At 65.6% G+C, this 22,529-nt stretch carries 23 protein-coding genes; 19 read left to right on the forward strand and 4 right to left on the reverse strand.

Annotated features, from left to right (window positions below; all coding sequences use genetic code 11):
- Window positions 1–33: 33 nt before the first annotated feature.
- Both ACZYZ5_RS17340 and ACZYZ5_RS17345 read left to right on the forward strand, forming a co-directional pair.
- Window positions 34–840 (forward strand): L-threonylcarbamoyladenylate synthase, encoded by an 807-nt coding sequence (locus ACZYZ5_RS17340; protein WP_463903405.1) that lies wholly within the window; start codon window positions 34–36, stop codon window positions 838–840.
- Complete coding sequence (locus ACZYZ5_RS17345; protein ID WP_463903407.1) at window positions 837–1,604, forward strand: WecB/TagA/CpsF family glycosyltransferase; 768 nt, start codon at window positions 837–839, stop codon at window positions 1,602–1,604. Before ACZYZ5_RS17340 ends, ACZYZ5_RS17345 begins: the two co-directional genes overlap by 4 nt.
- Here the strand turns inward: ACZYZ5_RS17345 and ACZYZ5_RS17350 are convergent.
- Window positions 1,601–2,497, reverse strand: coding sequence for a glycosyltransferase (locus ACZYZ5_RS17350; RefSeq protein ID WP_463903409.1), 897 nt, complete (start codon window positions 2,495–2,497; stop codon window positions 1,601–1,603). The two genes, ACZYZ5_RS17345 and ACZYZ5_RS17350, sit on opposite strands and share 4 nt — an antisense overlap.
- A gap of 295 nt (window positions 2,498–2,792) precedes the next feature.
- Between ACZYZ5_RS17350 and ACZYZ5_RS17355 the strand changes: the two genes are divergently transcribed.
- The 14 genes from ACZYZ5_RS17355 to ACZYZ5_RS17420 all read left to right on the forward strand — a co-directional run bounded on the left by ACZYZ5_RS17355 (window position 2,793) and on the right by ACZYZ5_RS17420 (window position 16,369).
- Window positions 2,793–3,926, forward strand: coding sequence for an MraY family glycosyltransferase (locus ACZYZ5_RS17355; RefSeq protein ID WP_463903411.1), 1,134 nt, complete (start codon window positions 2,793–2,795; stop codon window positions 3,924–3,926).
- 122 nt (window positions 3,927–4,048) lie between these two features.
- Window positions 4,049–4,534 carry a hypothetical protein gene (locus tag ACZYZ5_RS17360; protein WP_463903412.1) on the forward strand — a complete coding sequence of 162 codons (486 nt, stop codon included), beginning with the start codon at window positions 4,049–4,051 and terminating at the stop codon, window positions 4,532–4,534.
- A complete protein-coding gene (locus ACZYZ5_RS17365; RefSeq protein ID WP_463903414.1) occupies window positions 4,527–4,856 on the forward strand; it encodes a hypothetical protein in 330 nt (109 codons plus the stop codon). Before ACZYZ5_RS17360 ends, ACZYZ5_RS17365 begins: the two co-directional genes overlap by 8 nt.
- A 91-nt stretch (window positions 4,857–4,947) precedes the next feature.
- Entirely contained in the window at window positions 4,948–5,748 is an 801-nt protein-coding gene (gene atpB, locus ACZYZ5_RS17370; protein ID WP_463903415.1) for a F0F1 ATP synthase subunit A, read from the forward strand.
- 79 nt (window positions 5,749–5,827) lie between these two features.
- Entirely contained in the window at window positions 5,828–6,031 is a 204-nt protein-coding gene (gene atpE / locus ACZYZ5_RS17375; RefSeq protein ID WP_009356484.1) for an ATP synthase F0 subunit C, read from the forward strand.
- A 57-nt stretch (window positions 6,032–6,088) separates the two neighbouring features.
- Entirely contained in the window at window positions 6,089–6,637 is a 549-nt protein-coding gene (locus ACZYZ5_RS17380; RefSeq protein ID WP_463903416.1) for a F0F1 ATP synthase subunit B, read from the forward strand.
- Entirely contained in the window at window positions 6,637–7,461 is an 825-nt protein-coding gene (locus ACZYZ5_RS17385; protein WP_463903418.1) for a F0F1 ATP synthase subunit delta, read from the forward strand. Before ACZYZ5_RS17380 ends, ACZYZ5_RS17385 begins: the two co-directional genes overlap by 1 nt.
- 82 nt (window positions 7,462–7,543) lie before the next feature.
- Entirely contained in the window at window positions 7,544–9,181 is a 1,638-nt protein-coding gene (atpA, locus tag ACZYZ5_RS17390) for a F0F1 ATP synthase subunit alpha (protein ID WP_056426670.1), read from the forward strand.
- A gap of 76 nt (window positions 9,182–9,257) precedes the next feature.
- Complete coding sequence (locus tag ACZYZ5_RS17395) at window positions 9,258–10,151, forward strand: F0F1 ATP synthase subunit gamma (RefSeq protein ID WP_463903419.1); 894 nt, start codon at window positions 9,258–9,260, stop codon at window positions 10,149–10,151.
- An 80-nt stretch (window positions 10,152–10,231) separates the two neighbouring features.
- Window positions 10,232–11,686 carry a F0F1 ATP synthase subunit beta gene (gene atpD / locus ACZYZ5_RS17400; RefSeq protein ID WP_282382444.1) on the forward strand — a complete coding sequence of 485 codons (1,455 nt, stop codon included), beginning with the start codon at window positions 10,232–10,234 and terminating at the stop codon, window positions 11,684–11,686.
- A 1-nt stretch (window position 11,687) separates the two neighbouring features.
- Window positions 11,688–11,972 (forward strand): F0F1 ATP synthase subunit epsilon, encoded by a 285-nt coding sequence (locus tag ACZYZ5_RS17405; protein ID WP_307459655.1) that lies wholly within the window; start codon window positions 11,688–11,690, stop codon window positions 11,970–11,972.
- 10 nt (window positions 11,973–11,982) lie between these two features.
- The gene (locus ACZYZ5_RS17410; protein ID WP_463903420.1) at window positions 11,983–12,414 is read left to right on the forward strand and encodes a DUF2550 domain-containing protein; all 432 of its coding nucleotides are present in this window, start codon (window positions 11,983–11,985) and stop codon (window positions 12,412–12,414) included.
- A 5-nt stretch (window positions 12,415–12,419) separates the two neighbouring features.
- Complete coding sequence (locus tag ACZYZ5_RS17415; RefSeq protein ID WP_463903421.1) at window positions 12,420–13,817, forward strand: alpha/beta hydrolase; 1,398 nt, start codon at window positions 12,420–12,422, stop codon at window positions 13,815–13,817.
- On the forward strand, window positions 13,814–16,369 hold the full coding sequence (locus ACZYZ5_RS17420; protein WP_463903422.1) for a phosphatidylglycerol lysyltransferase domain-containing protein: 2,556 nt from the start codon (window positions 13,814–13,816) through the stop codon (window positions 16,367–16,369). Before ACZYZ5_RS17415 ends, ACZYZ5_RS17420 begins: the two co-directional genes overlap by 4 nt.
- Before the next feature lie 80 nt (window positions 16,370–16,449).
- On the opposite strand, the gene ACZYZ5_RS17425 is transcribed toward ACZYZ5_RS17420, so the two are convergent.
- Together ACZYZ5_RS17425 and nucS are read right to left on the reverse strand one after the other, a co-directional pair.
- Window positions 16,450–16,653, reverse strand: a complete 204-nt coding sequence (locus tag ACZYZ5_RS17425) for a cold-shock protein (RefSeq protein WP_024365900.1) — start codon at window positions 16,651–16,653, stop codon at window positions 16,450–16,452.
- 488 nt (window positions 16,654–17,141) lie between these two features.
- On the reverse strand, window positions 17,142–17,837 hold the full coding sequence (gene nucS / locus ACZYZ5_RS17430; protein WP_463903423.1) for an endonuclease NucS: 696 nt from the start codon (window positions 17,835–17,837) through the stop codon (window positions 17,142–17,144).
- A gap of 59 nt (window positions 17,838–17,896) precedes the next feature.
- On the opposite strand from nucS, the gene ACZYZ5_RS17435 reads away from it, so the two are divergent.
- Both ACZYZ5_RS17435 and ACZYZ5_RS17440 read left to right on the forward strand, forming a co-directional pair.
- Complete coding sequence (locus ACZYZ5_RS17435; RefSeq protein WP_463903425.1) at window positions 17,897–18,250, forward strand: Rv1322 family protein; 354 nt, start codon at window positions 17,897–17,899, stop codon at window positions 18,248–18,250.
- A 47-nt stretch (window positions 18,251–18,297) separates the two neighbouring features.
- Window positions 18,298–19,110, forward strand: coding sequence for an alpha/beta hydrolase (locus ACZYZ5_RS17440; RefSeq protein ID WP_463903426.1), 813 nt, complete (start codon window positions 18,298–18,300; stop codon window positions 19,108–19,110).
- Window positions 19,111–19,194: 84 nt separating this feature from the next.
- Here ACZYZ5_RS17440 and ACZYZ5_RS17445 read toward each other — a convergent pair whose 3' ends face one another.
- On the reverse strand, window positions 19,195–20,367 hold the full coding sequence (locus ACZYZ5_RS17445; RefSeq protein WP_463903459.1) for an AI-2E family transporter: 1,173 nt from the start codon (window positions 20,365–20,367) through the stop codon (window positions 19,195–19,197).
- A gap of 328 nt (window positions 20,368–20,695) precedes the next feature.
- Between ACZYZ5_RS17445 and ACZYZ5_RS17450 the strand changes: the two genes are divergently transcribed.
- Window positions 20,696–22,519, forward strand: coding sequence for a hypothetical protein (locus ACZYZ5_RS17450; protein ID WP_463903427.1), 1,824 nt, complete (start codon window positions 20,696–20,698; stop codon window positions 22,517–22,519).
- Window positions 22,520–22,529 lie beyond the last annotated feature (10 nt).

Below are 22,529 nucleotides of genomic sequence, written 5' to 3' on the forward strand. Positions count from 1 at the left end.
ATCGGGCAAACGAAGTGATGAAAGAATAGGCCAGTGACGACTAGCTACGATTGCACAGCAGCTGAGCAGCGCGCTGCCGGACTTGAACATGCCCAGCGGGCCATCCGGGACCACAAGTGCGTGGTCTTCCCGACGGACACCGTGTACGGGATCGCCGCCGATGCGTTCTCCCCCCTCGCGGTGACCCTGCTGCTGGCGTCGAAGGGCCGCAGCCGGAAAATGCCGCCGCCGGTCCTGATCCCCAGGCTCAATGCCCTCGACGGACTCGCCACGGACGTTCCGGCCGAGGCCCGGCGCCTGGCCGAGGCGTTCTGGCCTGGCGGACTCACCCTGATCCTGCATGCCCAGCCGTCCCTGGACTGGGACCTTGGTGAGACCCAGGGCACCGTCGCCCTGAGGATCCCGGCCGACGACATCGCCCAGGACCTGCTGACGCTGACCGGGCCGCTGGCCGTCTCCTCGGCGAACCGCACGGGCCAGGCGGCGGCGCTGACCGCCGCCGAGGCCGAAGCCCAGCTTGCAGAGTCAGTGGAGGTCTACCTCGAAGGCGGGCCACGTCCGGCCGAGGGCGCCGACGCCCTGCCGTCCACCATCGTTGATGCCACCGCCGTGCCGCTGCGGGTGGTCCGCCAGGGTGCCATCAGCCTGGAACGGCTCCGCGAGGTCGTCCCGTCCCTGCTTGGCATGGGCGAGGAACCGGAAGCGGACGAGGATATGGCGGCGGCGGACGCTGCCGAGCCCGGGGAACCCGCGCATGGTGTGGTGCCCGCTGAACCGGCGGAAGCTGCTGTGAATCCGGAACCCGCTGAACGTCCCAGCACGGGGGCCGGCACCGCATGATCCTCCAGCGACAACGCGTCCCCGTCCTTGACGTGGACGCGACGCCCCTGACCGTTCCTGAACTGACTGGGGTCCTGAACCGGTTCGTGGCCGAAGGCACCACCCGCACAGTCGTGGGACACAACCTGCACAGCGTCACACTGTGCCACTCCGACCCGGCCTTCCGAGCGTTCTACGATCAAAGCGATGTGGTCCTGATCGACGGTGCTCCGGTGCTGATGCTCTGGGCCCGCGGCAGCGGCGCACGGCAGGGCGGGGGGCCCGTCATGGACTACCGGCTGGGTTCCACGGACTGGATCCCCGCGCTGGCCAACGTCGAGGGCCTTAAACGGGTCGCCGTGATCGGAGCCGGACCCGAGGCGAACTCCCAGGCCGTGGCCAGGCTCGCGGCCCTGCTACCGCAGGCCCGGGTGGCCGGACTGCCGGGGGAGGGCTGGAACGAGGAACTCGAGGACTCGGCCGTCACCTGGCTCGCCGAGTTCCGGCCGCAGTTGGTGCTGCTCGGGCTGGGTATGCCGCTGCAGGAGCACGTTCTCACGCGCCGGCTGTCAACGCTGCCCCCGGCGGTCTACTGTGCCGTCGGCGGCGCGATCGAGCAAATTGCGGGGATCCAGAAACTGGCACCGCGGTGGCTCGGACGCCTGGGCCTGGAATGGGCCTGGCGGCTGGCCCTGCACCCCCGGCGGGTCGCCTACCGGGTGTTCGGCGAGCCCTGGCTGCTCGCCGGGCTACTGATCCGGCGCCGGCTACAGCCCGGGCGCTAGAACTTCTGGTCCTTGAGTGGGCCAAAGCCCTTGCCGCGCAAACCGGCGGAAAAAGCCCCGAACCAGTCGGCCAGGCCGCGGAGATCGCCGCGCTGCAGGAAGTAGCCGAGGTAGCCGCCAACATCCGCGACGAAGGACTTAACCCGGAAGTGGCGGCGGATGAGGTAGCCACGGTTCCGGTAATAGAAGTAGCGCTTGAAAGCCGACTCCGGCACGATGACATGCCACCGGGCGCCATAGACGTGCTTGGTCTCGGAGAAGGCGTGGGGGTGCGTGATCGCGGTCGTCGTGACGGTCCCGAAGCGGATGCCGGCCTTGCGGAGCCGGATGGTGAAGTCCACTTCGTCCCCGCGGATGAACAGGCGCATGTCCGGCAGACCGACTTTGAAAAAGACATCCGAGCGGATCAGGGCGCCGTTGAAGAAGTGGCCGTCATCCGCCAGGAAACCGATCTTCTCCACCTCGGCACGGTCGTGGGTGACCTTGCCGTCCAGGCGGAAGAAGAAGGAGAGCCGGTCGGGGTGGCCGGGGGCAACCACGAGCGGAACGACGGCCTCGAGGTCCCGGGCCTCCGCCTCGCGGACGAGCGTGGCGAGGCATTCCGGGTCGGCGGGCTCGGCGTCGTCGTCCATCATCCAGATCCAGTCGGCCCCGGTGGCGACGGCCTTGAGGATCGCGAGGGAGAAGCCCCCAGCACCGCCAAGGTTGGCCTCGGACCGGACGTAATCCACGTTTTCGTGCCCCCGTGCGACATCCTCGGCGGGGACCGTGCCGGAGTCGACAAGACAGATTGAACGAACCGATGCCGTCTGGTTGTTGATGGCGTTCAGCAGAACTGCCAGCTCCCGGGGACGGTCAAACGTCACGGCGGCAACTGCAACCGACAGGGTCATCGAGTGTTCCTTTCAGCACGGCCGCCGGTGGTTTTCCCGCCGGCGATGGGCCGTGTGACGCGAAGACAAGTGGCCGTTGGCGTTAGTATCTTGACTAGAGTCCACTGTAATACAGCCCTGTCAGGCACTATGCACTGCCTGCCCTGCGCGCGGCGACGGAGAAGTTCATTTATCGCAAGACAGACCCACAGCAACTGAGTTCACCCCACCCCCGGAGCCACGCAGCATCACCGTGGCTCCGCGCTGTGAAACCGGGTGTGCCCTGCGCGGACGGCTCCAAGCGGGTGTCTTCGCAGTGATTATGTACCTGCTCATGATGCTCTCAGCGGCAGTCGTGAGCTACACAGCGACCTGGGGTGCCCGCTATGTCGGCAACCGGATGGAGCTGTTCTCCCCGATCCGCAGCCGGGACATGCACTCGACCCCCGTGTCGAGGCTCGGCGGCCTGGGAATCTTTGCCGGGTTCTTCGTGGCACTGCTCATCGCCAGCCAGTCCTTCTTCGTCAAGGACATCTTCCGGAACAACGACGCACCCTGGGGGATCCTCGCGGGTGCAGCGGTCATCGTGCTGGTCGGCGTGGCGGATGACCTGTTGGACCTGCGCTGGTGGGTCAAGCTCATCGGCCAAAGCGCCGCCGCCCTGGTAGTGGCGATCTGGGGCGTTCGAATGACCATCATTCCGTTCGTCCCGGAGCCGTATGTGATCGAGAGCGATGCCATGAGCATCGCGCTGACGGCCGGGCTGATTGTGACGACGATGAACGCGTTCAACTTCATCGACGGCCTGGACGGACTGGCTACGGGTGTGGCCATCATCGGGGGGACGGCGTTCTTCCTGACGGCGTACTGGGTGCACCGCACGGCCGTCCTGCTGGACCGCTCGGACCTGGCCACCCTCCTGACCGCCGTGCTCGTCGGCGCCTGCATCGGCTTCCTGCCGCACAACTGGTTTCCCGCCAAGATCTTCATGGGTGACTCCGGCGCCATGCTGATCGGTCTGATCATGGCCTCGGCGGGCATTGTGTCCACCGGCCAGATCACGTCCGGGCTGTACGACCGGGCCAACGGCATCCCCACCATCATCCCGATCCTGCTTCCCTTTGCGGTGCTGTTCCTGCCGCTGCTGGACCTCGGCCTGGCCGTCGTGCGCCGCACCGCGCTCGGGCGGTCGCCCTGGTCGGCGGACCGCGGCCACCTGCACCACAAGCTCCTGGATATCGGGTATTCGCACCGGGGCGCCGTCATCCTGATGTACCTGTGGACCTGTGTGCTGGCGTTCGGAGGCCTCGCCCTCGCCATCTTCCAGTGGCAGGTCGTCATGGTCGTTAACGTGGCCGCGACGACCATCATGGCCGGCGTGACGGCGTGGCCGTACCTGCGCCACCGGGCCCCGGGACTGGGGCCGCGTTCTTCGGCCGAGGAAGAATGACGACGCAGGGAATCGCACTCTGAAAGGCTTTTCCGAATAATTTCTATCTCATGTAGAATTCATGTGCGGTCCTTCGCCGCGCCGCTTTGACCAGCAAACCACGCCTCGACGATTGGGATCTCATGACCTCCAACGCCGAACCCGGACGATCGTCCGGCGCCGGAGACGTTGGTGTCTCAGGTCCCACAAAATCATTGTGGCTGCGGTTGCTGGCCATCAGTTCGGCCGTTGGCGGCGGCGCCCTGCTGCTCACCGGCCTGGCAGCTCTCCTGCTGGACGGCATGGCCGCGGCGCTCTCATCCCTCTTCGGCGGCGCGCTGGTGATCGCGTTCTTCTCGATCAGCCTCCTGGTCGGCCACTTCGGCGGCCGCAATCACTCCTCCGGAGCCATCGGCCTGTTCGCTGCCACCTATTTCATCAAGGTCGTCGGTTTTGCCGTCGTGCTGTTTGCCATCGGCAGCCCCGAGTGGCTGAACGGGCGCTGGTTCCTGGCCGGCGCCGTTGTGACTGTGGTGTTGTGGCAGGCCGCCGAAATCTACGGTTTCAGCAAGGCCCGGCTCCAGCTCTACAACGACCCCGAGACACCGGAAGGCGGCACCGATGTTTAGCCGCAAAGAGCGCCCCACGAACAAGCCCCGCAGCCGGGAAATCACCTCCGGAGCCCCCGGTGTTTCCGACAACGGACGCGACGGCGGATACAACGCCGGCATCGCCGTCTTCAGCTACATTGTTGGCGGAATCCTCGTCTGGAGTTTGATAGGGTGGGGTCTGGATAATCTGTGGGGAACCCGCTGGATTGTGCTCGCAGGCGCCCTGCTGGGAGCCGCGGGAGGGTTCTATCTTTCTCATATGCACGGCCTCACCAGCCCGGATAAATCCGCCGGCGGGGACAACGCTGCACGTGGCCCGTCTCAGGACGAGGATCAGTAATGCCAAATAATTTCACACGGGGAGAGTGCGACAGCAACGTTGCCTTTACCCGACCAACGCCCAATGATGGACACTGCAGAGAGGAAACGCGTTGATCGCGCTTGCGCTCCCGGCCCAGAATTCAGGAACTTTTACGCCTCCTGGAATTGAAGAAATCCACCTGCCGGCAATCCTGCCGTGGGGGGCGGCCGACGGATTCTCCAAGCAAATGCTGCTTGTAATCCTTTCGGCCGTTATTATCGCCGCATTCTTTCTGATGGCTGCCCGCAAGGGTCAGCTCGTCCCCGGCAGGCTCCAGTTTGCAGGTGAAGCCGCCTACGGCTTCGTCCGCAACGGCATCGGCAAGGACATCATCGGCGGCAAAGACTTCATGAAGTACGTCCCGCTGCTGTTCAGCCTGTTTTTCTTCATCCTGGTGAACAACATCTACGGCGCCATTCCGCTGATCCAGCTCCCCACCTTCTCGCATGTCGGCGGCGCCTACGTGATGGCCGGAATCGTGTACGTCACCTGGATCGCCATCGGCGTCAAGAAGAACGGCCTGCGCTACTTCAAGCTGGCCACCGTGCCGTCCGGAGTCCCGGGCTACATTCTTCCGATCGTGATTCCGATCGAGATCATCTCCAATTTCCTGGTCCGCCCGGTCACGCACAGTCTGCGTTTGTTCGCGACCATGCTGGCCGGCCACCTCATCGTCATGATTGCCGGTTCCGGAATCGAGTACCTCGTCACGCAGGAGAACCTCCTGCTGAAGGGCGCCTCGGTCCTCGTCCTCGGCGGCGCGATTGCCATGTACATGCTGGAAGCGCTGATCATGGTCCTGCAGGCGTACGTGTTCACGCTGCTGACCGCCATCTACATTGAAGGCGCGCTGCACGCGGACAGCCACTAGGCACCCAAAGTCTTCCCCTCAAGGGGGATGAAGTACACCAAACAACCTGCCACATAGATGGCATCTTGAAAGGAAAAAAATGGAAGGCAATCTCAACCTCGTAGGTTACGGTCTGTCCGCAATCGGCGGTGGTATCGGTGTTGGTCTCGTGTTCGCCGCTTACATCAACGGCGTAGCACGTCAGCCGGAGGCACAGCGTGTGCTCCAGCCGATCGCATTCCTCGGCCTCGCGCTGACTGAAGCCCTGGCCATCCTCGGCCTGGTCTTCGCGTTCGTTCTTTAGTCTGAACTTTAGAACTAAGCGAACATCCAGAACCGAGTAGATAAGGACGGGTGAATTATGAATCAGCTGATCATCTCAGCCGCCACAGAGGGCACCAACCCTCTCGTTCCCAATCCTTGGGAAATGCTTGTCGTCTTCGCCGGCTTTGCTGTCCTCATGTACATCGTGGTCAAGTACGTTGTCCCGATGTTCGAGAAGACCTTCGCAGAGCGTGCCGAGGCCATTGAAGGTGGCATTGCCAAGGCTGAAAAGGCCCAGGCAGAGGCTTCCGCCGCTCTCGAAGAGTACAAGCAGCAGCTCACCGATGCCCGTGCCGAGGCCAACCGCATCCGCGAGGAAGCACGTGCCGAAGGCGCTCAGATCCTTGCGGACCTGAAGGAGAAGGCAGCTCTCGAGTCTGCCCGCATCACGGCGCAGGCGCACGCGGCGATCCAGTCCGAGCGCCAGGCGGCCGTTGTGTCGCTGCGCGCGGAAGTTGGCACGCTGGCCACCACCCTTGCAGGCCGCATTGTTGGCGAGTCCCTCGAGGACGACGCGCGCTCAGCCCGTGTGGTTGACCGCTTCCTGGCAGATCTGGAGAACCAGAACGCAGGTGCAGCTAAGTAATGGCAGGTGTATCGAGCGAATCGCTCACCGCGGCCTTGGTGGCGCTGGAAGCCAAGCTTCCATTCGCCTCGCTGCAGTTGGCTAAGGAACTCTTCGGAATCCTGGGAACGGTGGACAGCTCGGCTGGCTTGCGCCGCGCCCTGACTGACCCGTCCCGCAGCGGTGACGAAAAGTCGGCGCTTATCAAGCAGCTCTTCGGCGGGAAAGTCTCCGCGGATGCTGTGGATATTGCGAGCGGACTGGCCGGCTCACGCTGGGCGTCGGCCCGGGATATCGGCGATGCACTCGAGACTCTTGCCGCTTCGGTGGTAATTGCCGTTGCTGAGAATAAGTCTGCCGTCTCTGCCTCGGGGATCACCGGCCTGGAAACGCTGGAGAACGATCTGTTCTCCTTCAACCAGGCCGTCGAGTCCAACCACGAGGTACAGCGTGCTGTGTCCGAGCCGCAGGCTGGCGCGGCCGCCAAGGTTGCCCTCGCCGAAAAGCTCGTACCTGATGCAAGCGAGGAAGCGAAGGTCCTTATCGGACAGGCAGTTTCGCAGCCGCGTGGCCTCAAGGTAACTAAGCTCGTCCGTCGTTTCGCGGAGCTTGCAGCCAAGCGCCAGCAGCGCTGGATTGCAACGGTCAGCGTCACCCGTCCGCTGACGGAGACACAGACCAGCCGTCTGCAGAAGGGGCTGAATGCCCTTTACGGGCGCGAGCTCAAGATCAACATGAACGTTGACCCGGCACTGATCGGTGGCATCCGGATCCAGGTTGGTGACGAAGTGGTAGACGCTTCGGTCCTCGCCCGCCTGGGCCAGCTCCACCGCCAGCTTGCTTAGCCAGCCGGACCAGCACAACTAAACGAAACCCCGGTCATCGTGAGCAACGATGATCACGAAAACAGGAGAGCAGGGACTGCAGATGGCCGAATTGACCATCAACGCCGACGACGTCCGTAATGCGTTGAACGAGTTCGCGGCGTCCTACGAACCCGGAAACGCAGAGCGCGTAGAGGTCGGCCGTGTAACAACCGCAGGTGACGGCATCGCCCGTGTTGAGGGCCTTCCCTCGGTCATGGCGAACGAGCTGCTTCGCTTCGAAGACGGCACCCTGGGCTTGGCCCAGAACCTCGACGTCCGCGAAATCGGCGTCATCATCCTCGGTGACTTCACCGGCATCGAAGAAGGCCAGGAAGTTCACCGCACCGGACAGGTTCTGTCCGTACCGGTGGGTGACGCCTTCCTCGGCCGCGTTGTCGACCCGCTGGGCGAGCCCATCGATGACCTCGGCGAGATCAAGGCCGAAACCACCCGTGCCCTGGAACTCCAGGCGCCCGGCGTGACCCAGCGCAAGTCGGTCCACGAACCGATGCAGACCGGCCTCAAGGCTATCGACGCCATGATCCCGATCGGCCGCGGCCAGCGTCAGCTGATCATCGGTGACCGTCAGACCGGCAAGTCGGCTATCGCCATCGACACGATCATCAACCAGAAGGCCAACTGGGCCTCCGGGGATGTCAACAAGCAGGTGCGCTGCATCTATGTAGCCATCGGCCAGAAGGCATCTACGATCGCGGCTGTCCGTCAGACCCTTGAGGACAACGGCGCACTGGAATACACGACCATCGTGGCTTCCCCCGCGTCTGACCCCGCAGGCTTCAAGTACCTGGCACCGTACGCCGGTTCGGCCATCGGGCAGCACTGGATGTACGGCGGCAAGCACGTCCTCATCGTGTTTGATGACCTCTCCAAGCAGGCCGAGGCCTACCGTGCAGTGTCGCTGCTGCTCCGCCGCCCGCCGGGACGCGAAGCCTACCCGGGCGACGTGTTCTACTTGCACTCCCGCCTGCTGGAGCGTTGTGCCAAGCTTTCTGACGAGCTCGGTGCAGGTTCGATGACCGGCCTGCCGCTCATCGAGACGAAGGCAAACGACGTCTCCGCTTACATCCCGACCAACGTGATCTCGATCACCGATGGCCAGATCTTCCTGCAGTCGGACCTCTTCAACGCTAACCAGCGTCCCGCCGTCGACGTGGGTGTCTCCGTTTCCCGTGTTGGTGGCGCCGCTCAGGTCAAGTCAATGAAGAAGGTCTCCGGTACCTTGAAGCTGGAACTGGCTCAGTACCGCGACATGCAGGCGTTCGCCATGTTCGCGTCGGACCTCGACGCCGCATCGCGCCAGCAGCTGACCCGTGGCGCACGCCTGATGGAACTGCTCAAGCAGGGCCAGTACTCGCCGTTCCCGGTTGAGAACCAGGTCGTTTCCATTTGGGCCGGCACCAACGGGCACCTCGACAACGTTCCGGTTGAAGACATCAACCGCTTCGAGACCGAGTTCCTGGAGCACCTCAAGCACAAGTCCTCCATCCTGACGACGCTGGCCCAGACCAACGTCATGAGCGATGACACTGCAGAAGCCTTGAAGACCGCGATCGTGGACTTCAAGAAGGGCTTCTTCGGCGAGGGAGACAACCACCTGGTTGGTGCGGGGCACGAAGAGCACGCCGCCATCGACGAGGCACAGGTCGACCAGGAAAAAATCGTCAAGCAGAAGCGCTAGTTTCGCTGGCAGGGACTGCCGGGACCCCACCGGGTTCCGGCAGTCCCGGCCATCGGGATCTTAGGAAAGGATAAGTATGGGAGCCCAGATCCGGGTCTACCGCCAGAAGATCAGCTCGACGACGTCGATGCGCAAGATCTTCAAGGCGATGGAACTGATCGCTACCTCGCGCATCGGGAAGGCCCGAGCACGCGTAGCAGCTTCACTGCCTTACGCAAACGCCATCACGCGTGCCGTTTCTGCTGTCGCAAGCCAGAGCGAAATCGACCACCCGCTGACCACCGAGCCGGAGCAGATCCGCCGGGCCGCCGTCCTGGTAATCACCTCGGACCGTGGCCTTGCAGGTTCGTACTCGGCGAGCGTGCTCAAGCAGGCGGAAGGCCTCAACGAGCTGCTCGTCGAGGAGGGCAAGGAAGTGAAGTTTTACCTGGTCGGCCGCAAGGCGCAGGCCTACTTCGACTTCCGGAACCGTCCTTACGGGCGCGTTTGGACCGGCGGCACGGATGCGCCGGAGTTTGCCACCGCACAGGAAATCGGCGAGGCATTGCTGTCTGACTTTGCGACGGACTATGCAGAGGGCGGCGTCGACGAGATCCATGTCGTCTACACCCGCTTCAAGTCCATGGTCACCCAGGAGCCGACGGTTATCCGTCTTCTCCCGCTTGAGGTTGTCGAAGAGCAGGCTGCGTCCGAATCGGACCTCCTGCCGCTCTACGAATTCGAGCCGGAAACGGAGCAGGTTCTTGATGCTCTGCTGCCGCGCTACATCGAATCACGCATCTTCGCCGCGATGCTGCAGGCAGCAGCTTCGGAGCTGGCTGCCCGCCAGCGGGCAATGAAGTCCGCCGGCGACAACGCCACGGACCTCATCAAGAAGTTCACGCGTCTGCGCAACACTGCCCGCCAGGCTGAAATTACGCAGGAGCTTTCCGAAATCGTGGCCGGCGCCGACGCGTTGAACGCGTCCTAGCCACCCCGGTCTCGGAACCTGCTGTACCTGCACCAAAGTAAACTTAACCCCAACGCCATCTACTGAGTGAAGTGAGAGAGATGACTGCCACTGCTACCGAACACGTAGCCGCGACGACCGGTGCTACCGGCCGTATTGCACGTGTTATTGGCCCGGTTGTCGACGTCGAATTCCCGGCTGACGCAATCCCCTCGATTTACAACGCACTCACCACCGAGATTACTCTCAACGGTGAGACCAAGACGATCACGTTCGAGGTTGCCCTGCACCTCGGCGACAACGTCATTCGCGCCATCTCCCTGCAGGCAACCGACGGACTTGTCCGCGGCACCGCTGTAGTGGATTCTGGTGCCCCCATCTCCGTTCCTGTCGGCGACGTCGTCAAGGGACACATCTTCAACGTCCTCGGACAGCCGCTGGACGTGGCTGAGTCGGAACTCGGAATTACCGAGCGCTGGCCCATCCACCGCAAGGCTCCGGCCTTCGCGACGCTTGAGGGTTCCACCGAGATGATGGAAACCGGCATCAAGGTCATCGACCTTCTCACCCCGTACATCAAGGGTGGCAAGATCGGTCTGTTCGGTGGTGCCGGTGTCGGCAAGACCGTGCTGATCCAGGAAATGATCACCCGTGTTGCCCGCAACTTCGGCGGCACCTCGGTGTTCGCCGGTGTCGGCGAGCGTACCCGTGAAGGTAACGACCTCTGGGTTGAAATGGAAGAGGCAGGCGTCCTCAAGGACACCGCCCTTGTCTTCGGCCAGATGGACGAACCGCCGGGAACGCGTCTGCGCGTCGCCCTGTCGGCCCTGACCATGGCGGAGTACTTCCGCGATGTGCAGAACCAGGACGTGCTGCTCTTCATCGACAACATCTTCCGCTTCACCCAGGCAGGCTCCGAGGTTTCCACCCTCCTCGGCCGCATGCCGTCGGCCGTGGGCTACCAGCCCAACCTGGCTGACGAGATGGGCCTCCTGCAGGAGCGCATCACGTCCACCAAGGGCCACTCGATCACCTCGATGCAGGCCATCTACGTCCCCGCAGATGACTACACCGACCCGGCCCCGGCCACGACCTTCGCACACCTCGACGCGACCACGGAACTTTCCCGTGAAATCGCTTCCCGTGGTCTGTACCCGGCCGTTGACCCGCTGACGTCGACGTCCCGCATCCTGGATCCGCAGTACATCGGCAACGACCACTACAACACGGCCGTCCGCGTCAAGCAGATCCTGCAGAAGAACAAGGAACTTCAGGACATCATCGCCATCCTCGGCGTTGACGAACTCTCTGAAGAAGACAAGATCGTCGTGTCGCGTGCACGCCGCATCCAGCAGTTCCTCTCGCAGAACACCTACACCGCCAAGCAGTTCACCGGCGTCGAGGGCTCCACCGTGACCATCAAGGACACCGTTGAAGGCTTCACCGCGATCTGCGACGGCGAGCTCGACCACATTGCAGAGCAGGCGTTCTTCAACGTCGGCGGCCTGGATGACGTTGAGCGCCAGTGGGCCAAGATCCAGGAACAGACCAAGTAATATGGCTGAGCTTGAGGTTGAGATTGTCGCAGCGGACCACTTCGTGTGGTCCGGTGCGGCCACGATGGTCAAGGCCCGCACCAGCGATGGTGAAATCGGAATCCTGCCCGGCCACGCGCCCCTGCTGGCGATTCTGGCCGAAGGTGAGCTGGCAATCCAGCCGGTCTCCGGTGACCGCATTGCCGTAGTTGTGGACGGCGGGTTCTTCTCCGTCGACAACAACCGGGTCGTCATTGTTGCTGACAACGCCCAAATGGGCGACGCGGCTACTGCGGGGATCCGCTAGCACGACCTTGATGAACGATACTGTTTTTCCGTTCATCGTCCTGGCAACGGTCTTCGCGTTGCTGGTATTTGCACTGTGCCTTTCCGGGGTGCGCCGCTTCAATCTGCGGCGCGCCCTGGGCACGGTGGACGCCTCCATTTGCACGGCTGGAACCAGCTGGCAGATGGGGGTTTGTCGTTATCAGGACAACGACCTTGAGTGGTTCCGCCTTGCCTCGCTGAGCATGCGGCCGAAGCACACCTTCCGCCGGAGTTCGCTTGAGCTGATCGGCCGGCGAAAACCCACCGAATCCGAACTTGTCAAAGTCCAGCCCGACGCCGTGATTGTCGAACTCCGGTACGAAGGCCAGGACATCCTGCTGGCCATGCGGTTCGACGCCTACACGGGGCTCTCCTCCTGGCTTGAGGCCGGGCCCGTCGTCGGCGTCGGCACCTGGCGCTAGCCCCGGTGGACTTCATCGAAGACCTCCGGCTCGTCGACGGGCCTGTGCTCTGGCTCGCCTGGACTGCGGGCACCGCGGGCCTGCTCTACTTGCTGTGGCAGGGCGGACGACGCGCCGGCCGGGTTTCCGCCGGAAGTAAAGCCGCCCCCCGCCGGCTGGCCCTCCTGCTTCCCCCCGCCGCCGCGATCCTGGCCGCCGCCGTGCTGCTGGCCGGGGCGCACTGGGCGCTGATCTACGTCTTCTCCGTCTTCCCCGGGGAACTCCCGCCCGAGGTTCTGGCCTGGTCCCTTCCCGCCGTAGCGGCCCTGCTGCTCTGGCTGATGCGCCTGTGGGGCGCCTGGCGGCCCCCGGGCGCCGCCCGGGCACCCGGCCACAACCGCGCCAGGCGCCCGGCCCGGACGACGGCGGTGGCTACGGCTGCCCTGCTCGGCGTCGTCCTGCTCTCCGCCGTCCAGATCAACGGCTACTTCGGCCTCAACCACACCGTGAGTGACCTGACCGGCACCGCCCTGGCCCGGATCCAGCCACTGGAAGACGGGCTGAAACGCGCCCCCGGACCCTCCGCCGCCGTGAGCCTGTCCGGGTGGAACCCGCCGGCTGACCTGCCCGAGGGCGGCGTGCTGCGGCGTGCCGGAATCCCCGGCACCAGCTCAGGCTTTGCAAGCCGTGAAGCCTATGTCTATCTGCCCCCGGCCTACCAGGCCTCGCCCCGTCCGGCACTGCCCGTCCTGGTCCTCTTCGCCGGCCAGCCGGGCGCGCCGGCAGACTGGCTCACCGGCGGGGCACTGCGCAGCCGCATGGACCGGTACGCGGCAGCGCACCAGGGGGTGGCTCCGGTGGTCGTCGTCGTGGACCCGAACGGTTCCGCCGCGGGCAACACCCTGTGCATGGACAGCAGGATCGCCCGGGCCGACACGTTCCTCGCCGAGGACGTGCCGGCCTGGATCAACCGGACGCTGGACGTGGATCCGGATCCTCGTCAGTGGGCGGCCGGGGGATTCTCCTTCGGCGCGACCTGCGCCCTGCAGATGGTGACGCGTCATCCTGATATCTACAGCTCCGCCCTGGCCTTTTCGAGCGAGCAAGAGCCTGCCCTCGCCAAGGAGCGGGAAAAGACCATCGCGGCCTCCTTCGGCGGCGACACCGAGGCCTTCGACCGCCAGACACCGCTGCGGCTCATGCGGGAGCACCGCTTTGAGGGTCACTCCATCTACTTTGCCGCCGGCGAACGGGACCCCGAATTCGTCGGCTACCTGGAGGTTCTGTCCGCCGCCGCCCGCGCCGCCGGGTTCACCGTAGAAGCGAGTCTGGTCCCCGATGCGGGACACTCCTGGGAGACCGGGTCCACGGGGTTGCCCGCCGGACTGGACTTCCTGGCGTCCCGCTGGGGCATCCCGCAGTGAGCCCGGCAGCCACGGCAGGGCGGCGGGGGACCGGGGCCGGCTCCGTCCAGGGCCTGGGCCGCGAGGGCCTGCGGCAGTCGCTGGCCCACCTGCGGGCCATACCGTTCACGCTCGGCGTCCTCGCGGTCTTCCTGGCCACCGGCGCGGCCACCGGAAGCTTCCTCTCCGGGCCGCCGGAGTCACTGCTGGACGTGGCGTCCGTCAGTGCCCCCGAACTGAAGGCCGGGAGCTGGTGGTCGCTGTTCACTTCGATGTTCTTCGCCACGAACCTGCTGGCCTACGCCTCGGCCGCGCTGATGATCCTCCTCCTGCTGGGCATCGCCGAGCGGCAGCTCGGTACGCGGCGCACGGCCGTGTTCTACTTCGCCGCCCAGTTCGCGGCCGTGACGGTGTTCCTGCTGGTGACACAACTCGCCCGCTACGCCGACGACGGCTGGCTCGGCCGGATGGTGGACGCGCGGCTCATGGGCCCGTACGCGGCCGTCCTGGCCGTGTCGCTGGCGTCCAGCGGGCTGCTGCCCACGCTCTGGCAGCGGCGGCTGCGCACCGGCGTCGTCTCCGTTTCCCTGATGCTTGTGCTGTACGTGGGGCATGCCGAGACCGTCGTCGGGTTCGCCGGGGCGCTGGCGGGACTGGCGGCCGGCTGGTGGATCCAGGGCGACAAGGGCACCCTGCACCGGCACCGTTCCACGGGGCGCGAAACCCGCAACCTGCTCGCCCTCACCGTGGCGATCTTCGCTGTCGGACCCATCCTGACTGCCACGGTCCGGACCCCCACCGGGCCGCTGGCGCTGTTGCGGGACGTCGTGCTCAACCCGCTGCCCACGCTGAACCAACTGGAGCAGAACTGCGGCGGCACCATCGACGTCACCTGCCTGGAGGCCGGCCGCGCCGGGTTCGCCGGGCCGCTGGGCCTCGCGCTGGCGGTGGTGCCCGTGGTGCTGCTGCTCATCTGCGCCGACGGCATGCGGCACGGCCGCCGGCTCGCCCTGCGGATCGCGATCACCCTCCAGCTCGCCGTGACAGCCCTGGCCGCCGTCTACCTGTCGCTGTTCGCCAGGATTCCGCAGTACGCCAACGGGCCGCACACCGGCGTGATGGGCTCGGGGTTCGTGCACGTGCTGCCCCTGGTGGTGGTTCCGCTCGTGCTCGTTGTCCTGCTCGCGGCGCACCGCCGCCAGTTCCGCGTCGAGACAAGTCCCCGGGCCCGCTGGGCCCTCGCCACAGTTGTCGGCGGCACCTGGCTCGTGCTGGCGGCCTGCTATACCGGAGTCTGGCTCGCCGCCGGTGGCATGGACCGCGACGGCGGCCTGCTGGGCCTGGCTGCCGAGCTGTCCCGCCAGTACCTGCCGCTGCCCATCCCCGGAATCTACAGCCGTATCTTCCAGGGCCGCGACGCCGTCGAGGCTTTCCTCTTCGCCGCCTCCGGCATCATCTTCTGGGCGGTCGCCCTGGCCGCCGTCTGGCTGGTCCTGCAGCGCCGGCTGCATCTCAGCGACGCAGGGGCGGGCGACCGCGACGTGGCCCGCAGCCTGATCCGCCAGGGCGGCGACTCCCTGTCCTGGATGGCGCTGTGGGAGCCGAACAGGTACTGGTTCGCGCCGGACGGCCGCGGGGGAGTGGCCTACCAGCAGCATGGCAACGTCGCGCTGACGCTGGCGGGACCCTTCGGCCCGGCGGCGTTCCACGAGGAGACCGCGGCGGGCTTCATCCGGTACTGCGCCGAGCATGCCCTCATTCCCTGCTTCTATTCCTGCACCGACGAGCTGTGGCCGCTGCTGCAGGGCCGCGGGTTCCGGCGGGTGGCGGTGGCGCAGGAGACCCGGCTGGCCGTGCGCTCGCTCGAGTTCAAGGGCAAGGAGTGGCAGAACGTCCGGACCGCCCTGAACCGGGCCAAGAAGACCGGGGTGCGCGCGGTGTGGGGCCGCTACGCCGACTTCGCGCCGGCGGTGCGCGCCCAGCTGAGCGAGGTCTCGGAGGAGTGGGCCGCCCAGAAGTCAGTCCCGGAGATGGGCTTCACCCTCGGTGGCATCGACGAGCTTGAGGACCCGGAGGTGCTCTGCTGCCTCGCGGTGGATGCCGAGGGGCAGGTCCAGGGCGTCACCAGCTGGCTGCCGGTCTATGCGGACGGCCGCCTTGTGAGCTGGACGCTGGACTTCATGCGCCGGCGCGGCGATGCCTTCCCCGGCGTCATGGAGTTCCTGATCGCCTCGGCGGTCCAGGAGCTCCGGAGCTCCGTGGAGATCATCTCGTTGTCCGGATCTCCGCTGGCGAAGGAAGCTGACTCGGCGGCGGATGTTCCCGGCGGTGAGGGCGGGCCCGAAGCGCTGGCCAGAATCCTCGACGTCGTCGGGAAGGCCCTGGAGCCGGTGTACGGCTTCCGTTCCCTGGCTACTTTCAAGTCCCGGTTCAAACCCGACTACCGGACGCTGTACCTCTATTACCAGGACCCGTTGCAGCTGCCCGCCATGGGGAGGGCGCTGAGCCGGGCCTATCTGCCCGGATTGTCCGTGCGCCACAGTGCGCGGCTGCTGCGGACCCTCGTGCGCTGAGGCAAAAAAATGGTCCCCGGCACGGAGGCCGGGAACCATTTCTGCGCGGAGACTGCCGCTGGCAGTTCCGCTGCGGGGTGCTAGACCAGCGTCACGCCGGTAGCCTGGGGGCCCTTGGCGCCCTGGCCGATTTCGAACTGAACGCGAGCGTTCTCGTCGAGGGTCTTGAATCCACCGGTCTGGATCTCAGAGTAGTGAACGAAGACATCGCCATCGGAGTCATCCGGGGTGATGAAGCCGAAGCCCTTTTCAGCGTTGAACCACTTGACGGTTCCCTGTGCCATGTATATCTCCTCATTTTGGATCTGGATTAAGACCGGCACACTTCGTGCCGGACTTGGTCACTCCGCGAGAAGAACCTTGGCTGTGGGACCGGATCAACCGGACTTCGGCGGCAGGAGCTTCACGCTCGCAACATGTCTTGCGAGCATGAAAAAACACCTACACAAAGACTGGTCTAAGAATTTCATGTCATTTGCTTCAGGTCAACGGGCCCGGCGCACAAATTCATAAAATTTGTACAAAGTATCGACGAATGATTTCACGCGGAATACCGCCAGCCCTTTCACCCATGCTGGACAGCGGCTTCACGGCAGCGCCCCTGCTCAGACGCCAATGGAGCATGGCTGAATCCCCTATTTAGGTAAATGGTCTTCCTGGCTCAGGGAAAACCACACTCACCCTGCAACCGGGCGAGGCATTGTCCGGGCTCAGGGAACAGTTGGCGCCGACAATGGGCTCATAGCAGGGTAGTAGGCCCGCGCGGGGCGTTCTAGAAGAGCCGGGACTCGACGTCGTCGACGCCGCGCATGGCGTCGTAGTCGAGGGTGACGCAGTCGATGCCGCGGTCGTTTGCCAGGACCTTGGCCTGTGGCTTGATCTGCTGGGCGGCGAAGATCCCGCGGACCGGAGCCAGGAGCGGGTCCCGGTTGAGCAGTTCGAGGTAGCGGGTGAGCTGTTCGACGCCGTCGATGTCACCGCGCCGCTTAAGCTCGATGGCCACCGTGGCGCCCTGGGCGTCCCTGGCAAGGATGTCCACGGGGCCGATGGCGGTGAAGTACTCTCGGCGGATGAGGGAGAACCCGGCGCCGAGGAGTTCGATCTGGTCGGCCAACAGCCGCTGCAGGTCCGCCTCCACACCGTCCTTGATCAGCCCGGGGTCCTGGCCCAGCTCATGGGAGGTGTCATGCAGCTGCTCATGGATGTTGATGATCAGGCGGTCGTCGGTTTTGGCCGACTGAACGGTCCACTGTTCGACCACGCCGATTTCGACGTCGACCTCCTCCGGGGTGGAAACCCGCAGGGACGCCGGGGGACTCATCCAGTTCAGCGGCTTGTAGGATCCGCCGTCCGAGTGGACCAAAACGGAGCCGTCGGCCTTGACCAACAGGAGCCGGGTGGCGAGCGGGAGATGGGCTTTGAGCCGGCCGACATAATCAACGGAGCAACGGGCTATGACTAAACGCACCCGGTCAACACTACCGTCTGCAGGGACAACGGGCACCCGGACTGGGGCAGAATGGAACCATGCCCCGTTCCAACCGCCCCCGCCGAGCCGTGCCAGGACGAGCCGGCCCGGGCAAAGCCGCCAAGCCCGGAGTCAAGGGCGGACCCGTGCCGGAGCTGGACCTGGAGCGCGCGCGCTCGGGCTTTGCCCGGCGGGAGAGTGCGCCGGACGGCGAGTGGACGGTCCGGCCCGTGACCGCCGGCCGTGCGGAAAAAACCTATATCTGTCCGGGCTGCTCGACGGCGGTGCTGCCCGGCGTGGCGCATCTCGTCGTGTGGTCCGAGTCCCATCTGTTCGGGCCCGCCGCGGGCCTCGCGGAGAGGCGGCACTGGCACACGAACTGCTGGACCTCACGCAGCTACCGGTACCGCTGAGTGCCGGCCCGGGCCGCTTCGCCGGCCGCTTTCGCTAAGCTGGACACATGAGTTTTGACCCGGCGTCATACGTCTTCAGCCAGCCGTCCGCACCGACCGCGATCCGCGCGTCCACCGTACTCCCGGCCCGCCGGGAGAACGTGGAGCTCCGCACGAGTGACGGACACCGGCTCGTCGGCGAGCTGGCGCTTCCGGAATCCGGCGAGGTGAAGGCCACTCTGATCACGCTCCATCCGCTGCCCACCCACGGCGGCTTCATGGACTCGCACGTCTACCGGAAAGCCTCCTACCGGCTGCCCGCCCTGGCCGGCCTCGCCGTGCTCCGGTTCAACACGCGCGGCACCGGATCACCGCGGGGAACCAGCGACGGAGCGTTCGAGGAGGGAATCGGCGAACGCCTCGACGTCGAGGCGGCCGTGAAGTTCGCCGTCGACCGCGGCCTGCCGAACCGCTGGCTGGTCGGCTGGTCGTTCGGCACTGAGCTCGCGCTGATGTACGGGGCGTCGGAACCGGTGGCCTCCGAAGTGGAAGGTGCCATCCTGCTCTCCCCACCGCTGCACCGGGCCACGGACGTGCACCTCAAGGAATGGGCAGCCTCCGGCAAACCGCTCAAGGTCCTGGTGCCCGATCTTGACGATTACCTCCAGCCGGCCGAGGCCACGGAACGCTTCAAGGTGGTGCCGCAGGCCCGCGTCGTGGGCGTGGACGGCGCCAAGCACCTGTGGGTGGGGGAGAAGTACGCCGGCCGGGTGCTCAACGAAATCGTCGACGAAGTGCTCCCGGGCCGTGCCGGCGCCGGCAGTACCCGCACCGAACTGCCGCACGAATGGGCCGGTCCGGTGGCCACCGCACACGCCTGAGCGCCCCTGGACTTTCCTGCTACGGAAAAGGACAGCCGCCGCGTGGATCCACGCAGCGGCTGTCCTTTTCTGTAGCGGAAAGTGTCAGTGCTTGTCCTGGCGGACGATGAAGATCTCCTTGACCAGAAGCAGGATGGCGGCCGCCGTGGGGATGGCGATCAGCGCGCCCAGGACACCGAGCAGGCTGCCGCCGGCGATCACCGAGATGACGGCGACGGCGCCGGGGACCGCAACGGCCTTCTGCATGATGCGCGGGGAGATGAAGTAGGCCTCGAACTGCAGGTAGGCGAAGTAGCAGACGGCATAGACCACGGCGGTCTGCCAGCCCGCAGTGAGGGCGATCAGCGTGACGATGACACCGGCAATCAGCCCGCCCACCAGGGGAATGAACGCCAGCAGGGCCACCACGAAGGCCAGCAGGACGGCGAACGGGACGCCGATGATCGTCATCACAATGAACGCGTAGGTAGCGTTTACGAGGGCGACGACGGCCTGGCCGATCACGTAGTTGCCCACCGACCCGGTGATTTCCTCGGACAGGGCCTCGACCCTGGCCCGCCGGGACCGCGGGGCCAGCCGGTAGCCCCACTTCTTCATGGCCGGCAGGGCGGCGAGGAAGTAGAGGCTCAGCACCAGCACAATCAGGGCGCCGAAGAGTCCGTTGGCCACGGTGGAGCCGAAACCGACGACACCGCCGAAGATGCCGCCCATCGCCTCCGGGTCGTTGACGAACTTCTCCAGTTCCTGGGTGATGCGTTCGCGCACCCCGTACTGGTTGTCGATGCTGCGGAAGAAGTCGGAGTTGATGAATTCCGTGATCCACCGCGGCGCCTCTTCGACGATCTGGGTGACCTGCTGGACGATCGTGGGGATTAGCGTGGCAAAGAAGGCTGCGACGCCCAGGGCCAGCGTGGAAACGGCGACCACAATGCCCGCGGCGCGGGGGAGCTTTTTCCCCTCAAGCCAGCGCACCACCGGGTCCAGGCCCAGGGCGATGAAGAGCGCCGCGACGATCCAGAGGATCAGCTGGGTGGTGTTGGAGCCGATCCAGTAGACGAGCAGGGCCACACCGACGCCGACCGTCCCCATGAACCCGACGTAGAGGGGGTGCTGGGAGGACATCCGCGGACCGGGATCGCCGAAGCGGGTGCCCGTCTCGGTCTCGGGCGTCGTCTCGTCGTCCTCCTGCTCGGGGGGCATCTCGAAGCGGAGCCGCGGCTGGGCTCCCGGCAGGGGCTGGCGCAAGCGGTGGGCCATCGAGTTCAGGACCCCGGCCAGGGCCGCGCGGCGGGGGGAAACCTGCTCCTGCGGACTGCCTGCCGTGCTGCCGGATTCCTGGGTTTCTTCCGGTCCTAAGGGGGACGAATCCGTGTGTCCAGTCACTGCGTTGAAGCCCTCTATTTTTCTGTATATCCCCGGCGGGGACGCCGCGGCGGCCCAGTGTGATGATCACCGCAAACACTATCAGCAGGCTTGTTAGGGCGCTCTTTTGAGGCTGCCGTGAGGACCTCGGAAGGGGTTGACAAGCAGCCCGATCTGACTCTGTGGTAACAGAACGGTTACTATTGAAGTTACGTGTCCGCTGATGATAGGTAATATTTTGCGTTTCAAGACTGCAGTCGCACTAGTGCTGCTGGGCCTCCTGACACTGCTGGCCGGAATCGGCCAGAAGACATTCTGGGCTCCGCCGGAGACCGTGACCGCCACCGCCCCCTCAGGTGCCACCGCCGCGCCGCTGACCGTTTTTGACGAGAAGCTCCGCACCCTGCACGACGGCATGGTAACGATCAACGTCAAGGGCGAAGGCAGCTTCATGCTGGCCGCCGGCCGCCCTGACGACGTCGATGCCTGGGTTGGCGCCACCGCGCACAACACCGTCTCCGGTGTCTCCGAGGACGGCAAGGCGCTGCAGTTGACCCATGCTGACGGGGAAGCCACGGTGGCCTCGCCGGCCGGCTCGGACCTCTGGGTCAGCACAGAGAACGCCAGCGGCGAGCTGAAGTACAACTGGACCCCGCCCGCCGACGGCGACTGGGCGCTGCTGCTCGCGACGGACGGCACCAAGCCGGCCCCCGAATCCATCAGCATGACCTTCCCGAACGACACCTCCACCCCGTGGGCCATTCCCCTGATGGTGATCGGCGGCCTGCTGATCCTGGCCGGCGCCGTACTGCTGGTGCTCAAGCCCAAGTCCGGCACCCGCCCCGGCAACGGCGATTCCGGCAACGGCGATTCCGGCACCGGCGGCGAGCCGGCCGCCGGTGCCGAGGGCACTGCCGCCCGGGGCTCCGAGGCCCAGGCCGCCGCTCCGAAGAACGCCGCCCCGAAGAACGCCGCCCCGAAGAACGCCTCCCAGCAGCTCACCGCCGCACCGGCCACCGCGGTACGGCGCCTGCGGCGCTCCGGAGCGGTCATGGCCGTGCTGACCGCCACTGCCGTCGCCGGCAGCGGAGTGGCGGCCCAGGCCAGCCAGGCGCCCGCCCCGTCGCCGGCCACTTCGTCTGCCGCAGCGGAGCAGGCTCCAGGGTCACCGGTCCTGGTTGATGCCCAGTTCCGCCGCATCCTGGAACAGGTCGCCAGCGCGGTCGACGCCGGGGACGCGGCCCAGGACGCCAGCAAGCTGGAGCCGCGCGTGGCCGGACCTGAACTCGAAGTCCGCACACAGAACTACAAGATCCGTTCCCAGGTCGGCTCGTACGAGCCCCGGATGCCGGTCCGTGCCACCAAGCTCCTCACCACCGTGGTCACCGAACAGCGCAGCTGGCCGCGCACGGTCATGGCGGTTACCCAGGGCGAGGGCAACGTCGTTCCGCAGCTGCTCACCCTGACCCAGGCCTCCCCGCGGGAGAACTACAAGCTGGTCCTCACCACGCCGCTGCAGCCGGGAACGACCTTCCCGGGGATCGCCCGCGGCGGCACCGAGACGCTGGCACCCGCCGACAAGTCGGACCTGCCCTACAGCGGTGAGGAAGCACTGGGCGTGCTGGGTGACCGGCTGAACTCTGCCGAGTCCACGTTCAAGGACAAGCTCGCCGAGGGCGCGTCCTCCCCGTATATTGCGGACACGCTGGCCTACCAGGCCGATGTAGTGACCACGGGTGTCAACGGCAACTTCTCCTTCACCCACCAGATCGTCCCGGAGAGCGTTGTGGTGTTCCGGACCGCCGACGGCGGTGCGCTGGCCATGGGCCGCCTGGACTTCGCATTCGATGGCACCCCCAAGGCAGCCGGCGACACGCTGACGATCGGTGACGACGCAGCGGCCCTGGCCGGTGGCAAGGAGACCAAGACCGGCATGGTGCTGAACTTCGCCGAGTCCGTGGCCGTCTACATCCCGCCGGCCGGTTCCCAAGACCCGATGAAGCTCGTCGCCGCCACCCGTGGCCTCGTAGGAGCGACCTTCAAGTAGGTCTGCCGCA

The sequence above is a fragment of the Pseudarthrobacter ribosi genome, from assembly GCF_055412865.1.

Coding starts and splice junctions, on each gene's coding strand:
- ACZYZ5_RS17385 (WP_463903418.1), top strand. CDS start 6,637: ATGGCAGGTGTATCGAGCGAATCGCTCACCGCGGCCTTGGTGGCGCTG.
- ACZYZ5_RS17365 (WP_463903414.1), top strand. CDS start 4,527: ATGTTTAGCCGCAAAGAGCGCCCCACGAACAAGCCCCGCAGCCGGGAA.
- ACZYZ5_RS17350 (WP_463903409.1), bottom strand. CDS start 2,497: ATGACCCTGTCGGTTGCAGTTGCCGCCGTGACGTTTGACCGTCCCCGG.
- ACZYZ5_RS17435 (WP_463903425.1), top strand. CDS start 17,897: ATGCCCCGTTCCAACCGCCCCCGCCGAGCCGTGCCAGGACGAGCCGGC.
- ACZYZ5_RS17410 (WP_463903420.1), top strand. CDS start 11,983: ATGAACGATACTGTTTTTCCGTTCATCGTCCTGGCAACGGTCTTCGCG.
- atpE (WP_009356484.1), top strand. CDS start 5,828: ATGGAAGGCAATCTCAACCTCGTAGGTTACGGTCTGTCCGCAATCGGC.
- ACZYZ5_RS17345 (WP_463903407.1), top strand. CDS start 837: ATGATCCTCCAGCGACAACGCGTCCCCGTCCTTGACGTGGACGCGACG.
- ACZYZ5_RS17450 (WP_463903427.1), top strand. CDS start 20,696: ATGATAGGTAATATTTTGCGTTTCAAGACTGCAGTCGCACTAGTGCTG.
- ACZYZ5_RS17405 (WP_307459655.1), top strand. CDS start 11,688: ATGGCTGAGCTTGAGGTTGAGATTGTCGCAGCGGACCACTTCGTGTGG.
- ACZYZ5_RS17425 (WP_024365900.1), bottom strand. CDS start 16,653: ATGGCACAGGGAACCGTCAAGTGGTTCAACGCTGAAAAGGGCTTCGGC.
- atpD (WP_282382444.1), top strand. CDS start 10,232: ATGACTGCCACTGCTACCGAACACGTAGCCGCGACGACCGGTGCTACC.
- ACZYZ5_RS17380 (WP_463903416.1), top strand. CDS start 6,089: ATGAATCAGCTGATCATCTCAGCCGCCACAGAGGGCACCAACCCTCTC.
- ACZYZ5_RS17360 (WP_463903412.1), top strand. CDS start 4,049: ATGACCTCCAACGCCGAACCCGGACGATCGTCCGGCGCCGGAGACGTT.
- ACZYZ5_RS17445 (WP_463903459.1), bottom strand. CDS start 20,367: ATGGCCCACCGCTTGCGCCAGCCCCTGCCGGGAGCCCAGCCGCGGCTC.
- atpA (WP_056426670.1), top strand. CDS start 7,544: ATGGCCGAATTGACCATCAACGCCGACGACGTCCGTAATGCGTTGAAC.
- ACZYZ5_RS17395 (WP_463903419.1), top strand. CDS start 9,258: ATGGGAGCCCAGATCCGGGTCTACCGCCAGAAGATCAGCTCGACGACG.
- ACZYZ5_RS17440 (WP_463903426.1), top strand. CDS start 18,298: ATGAGTTTTGACCCGGCGTCATACGTCTTCAGCCAGCCGTCCGCACCG.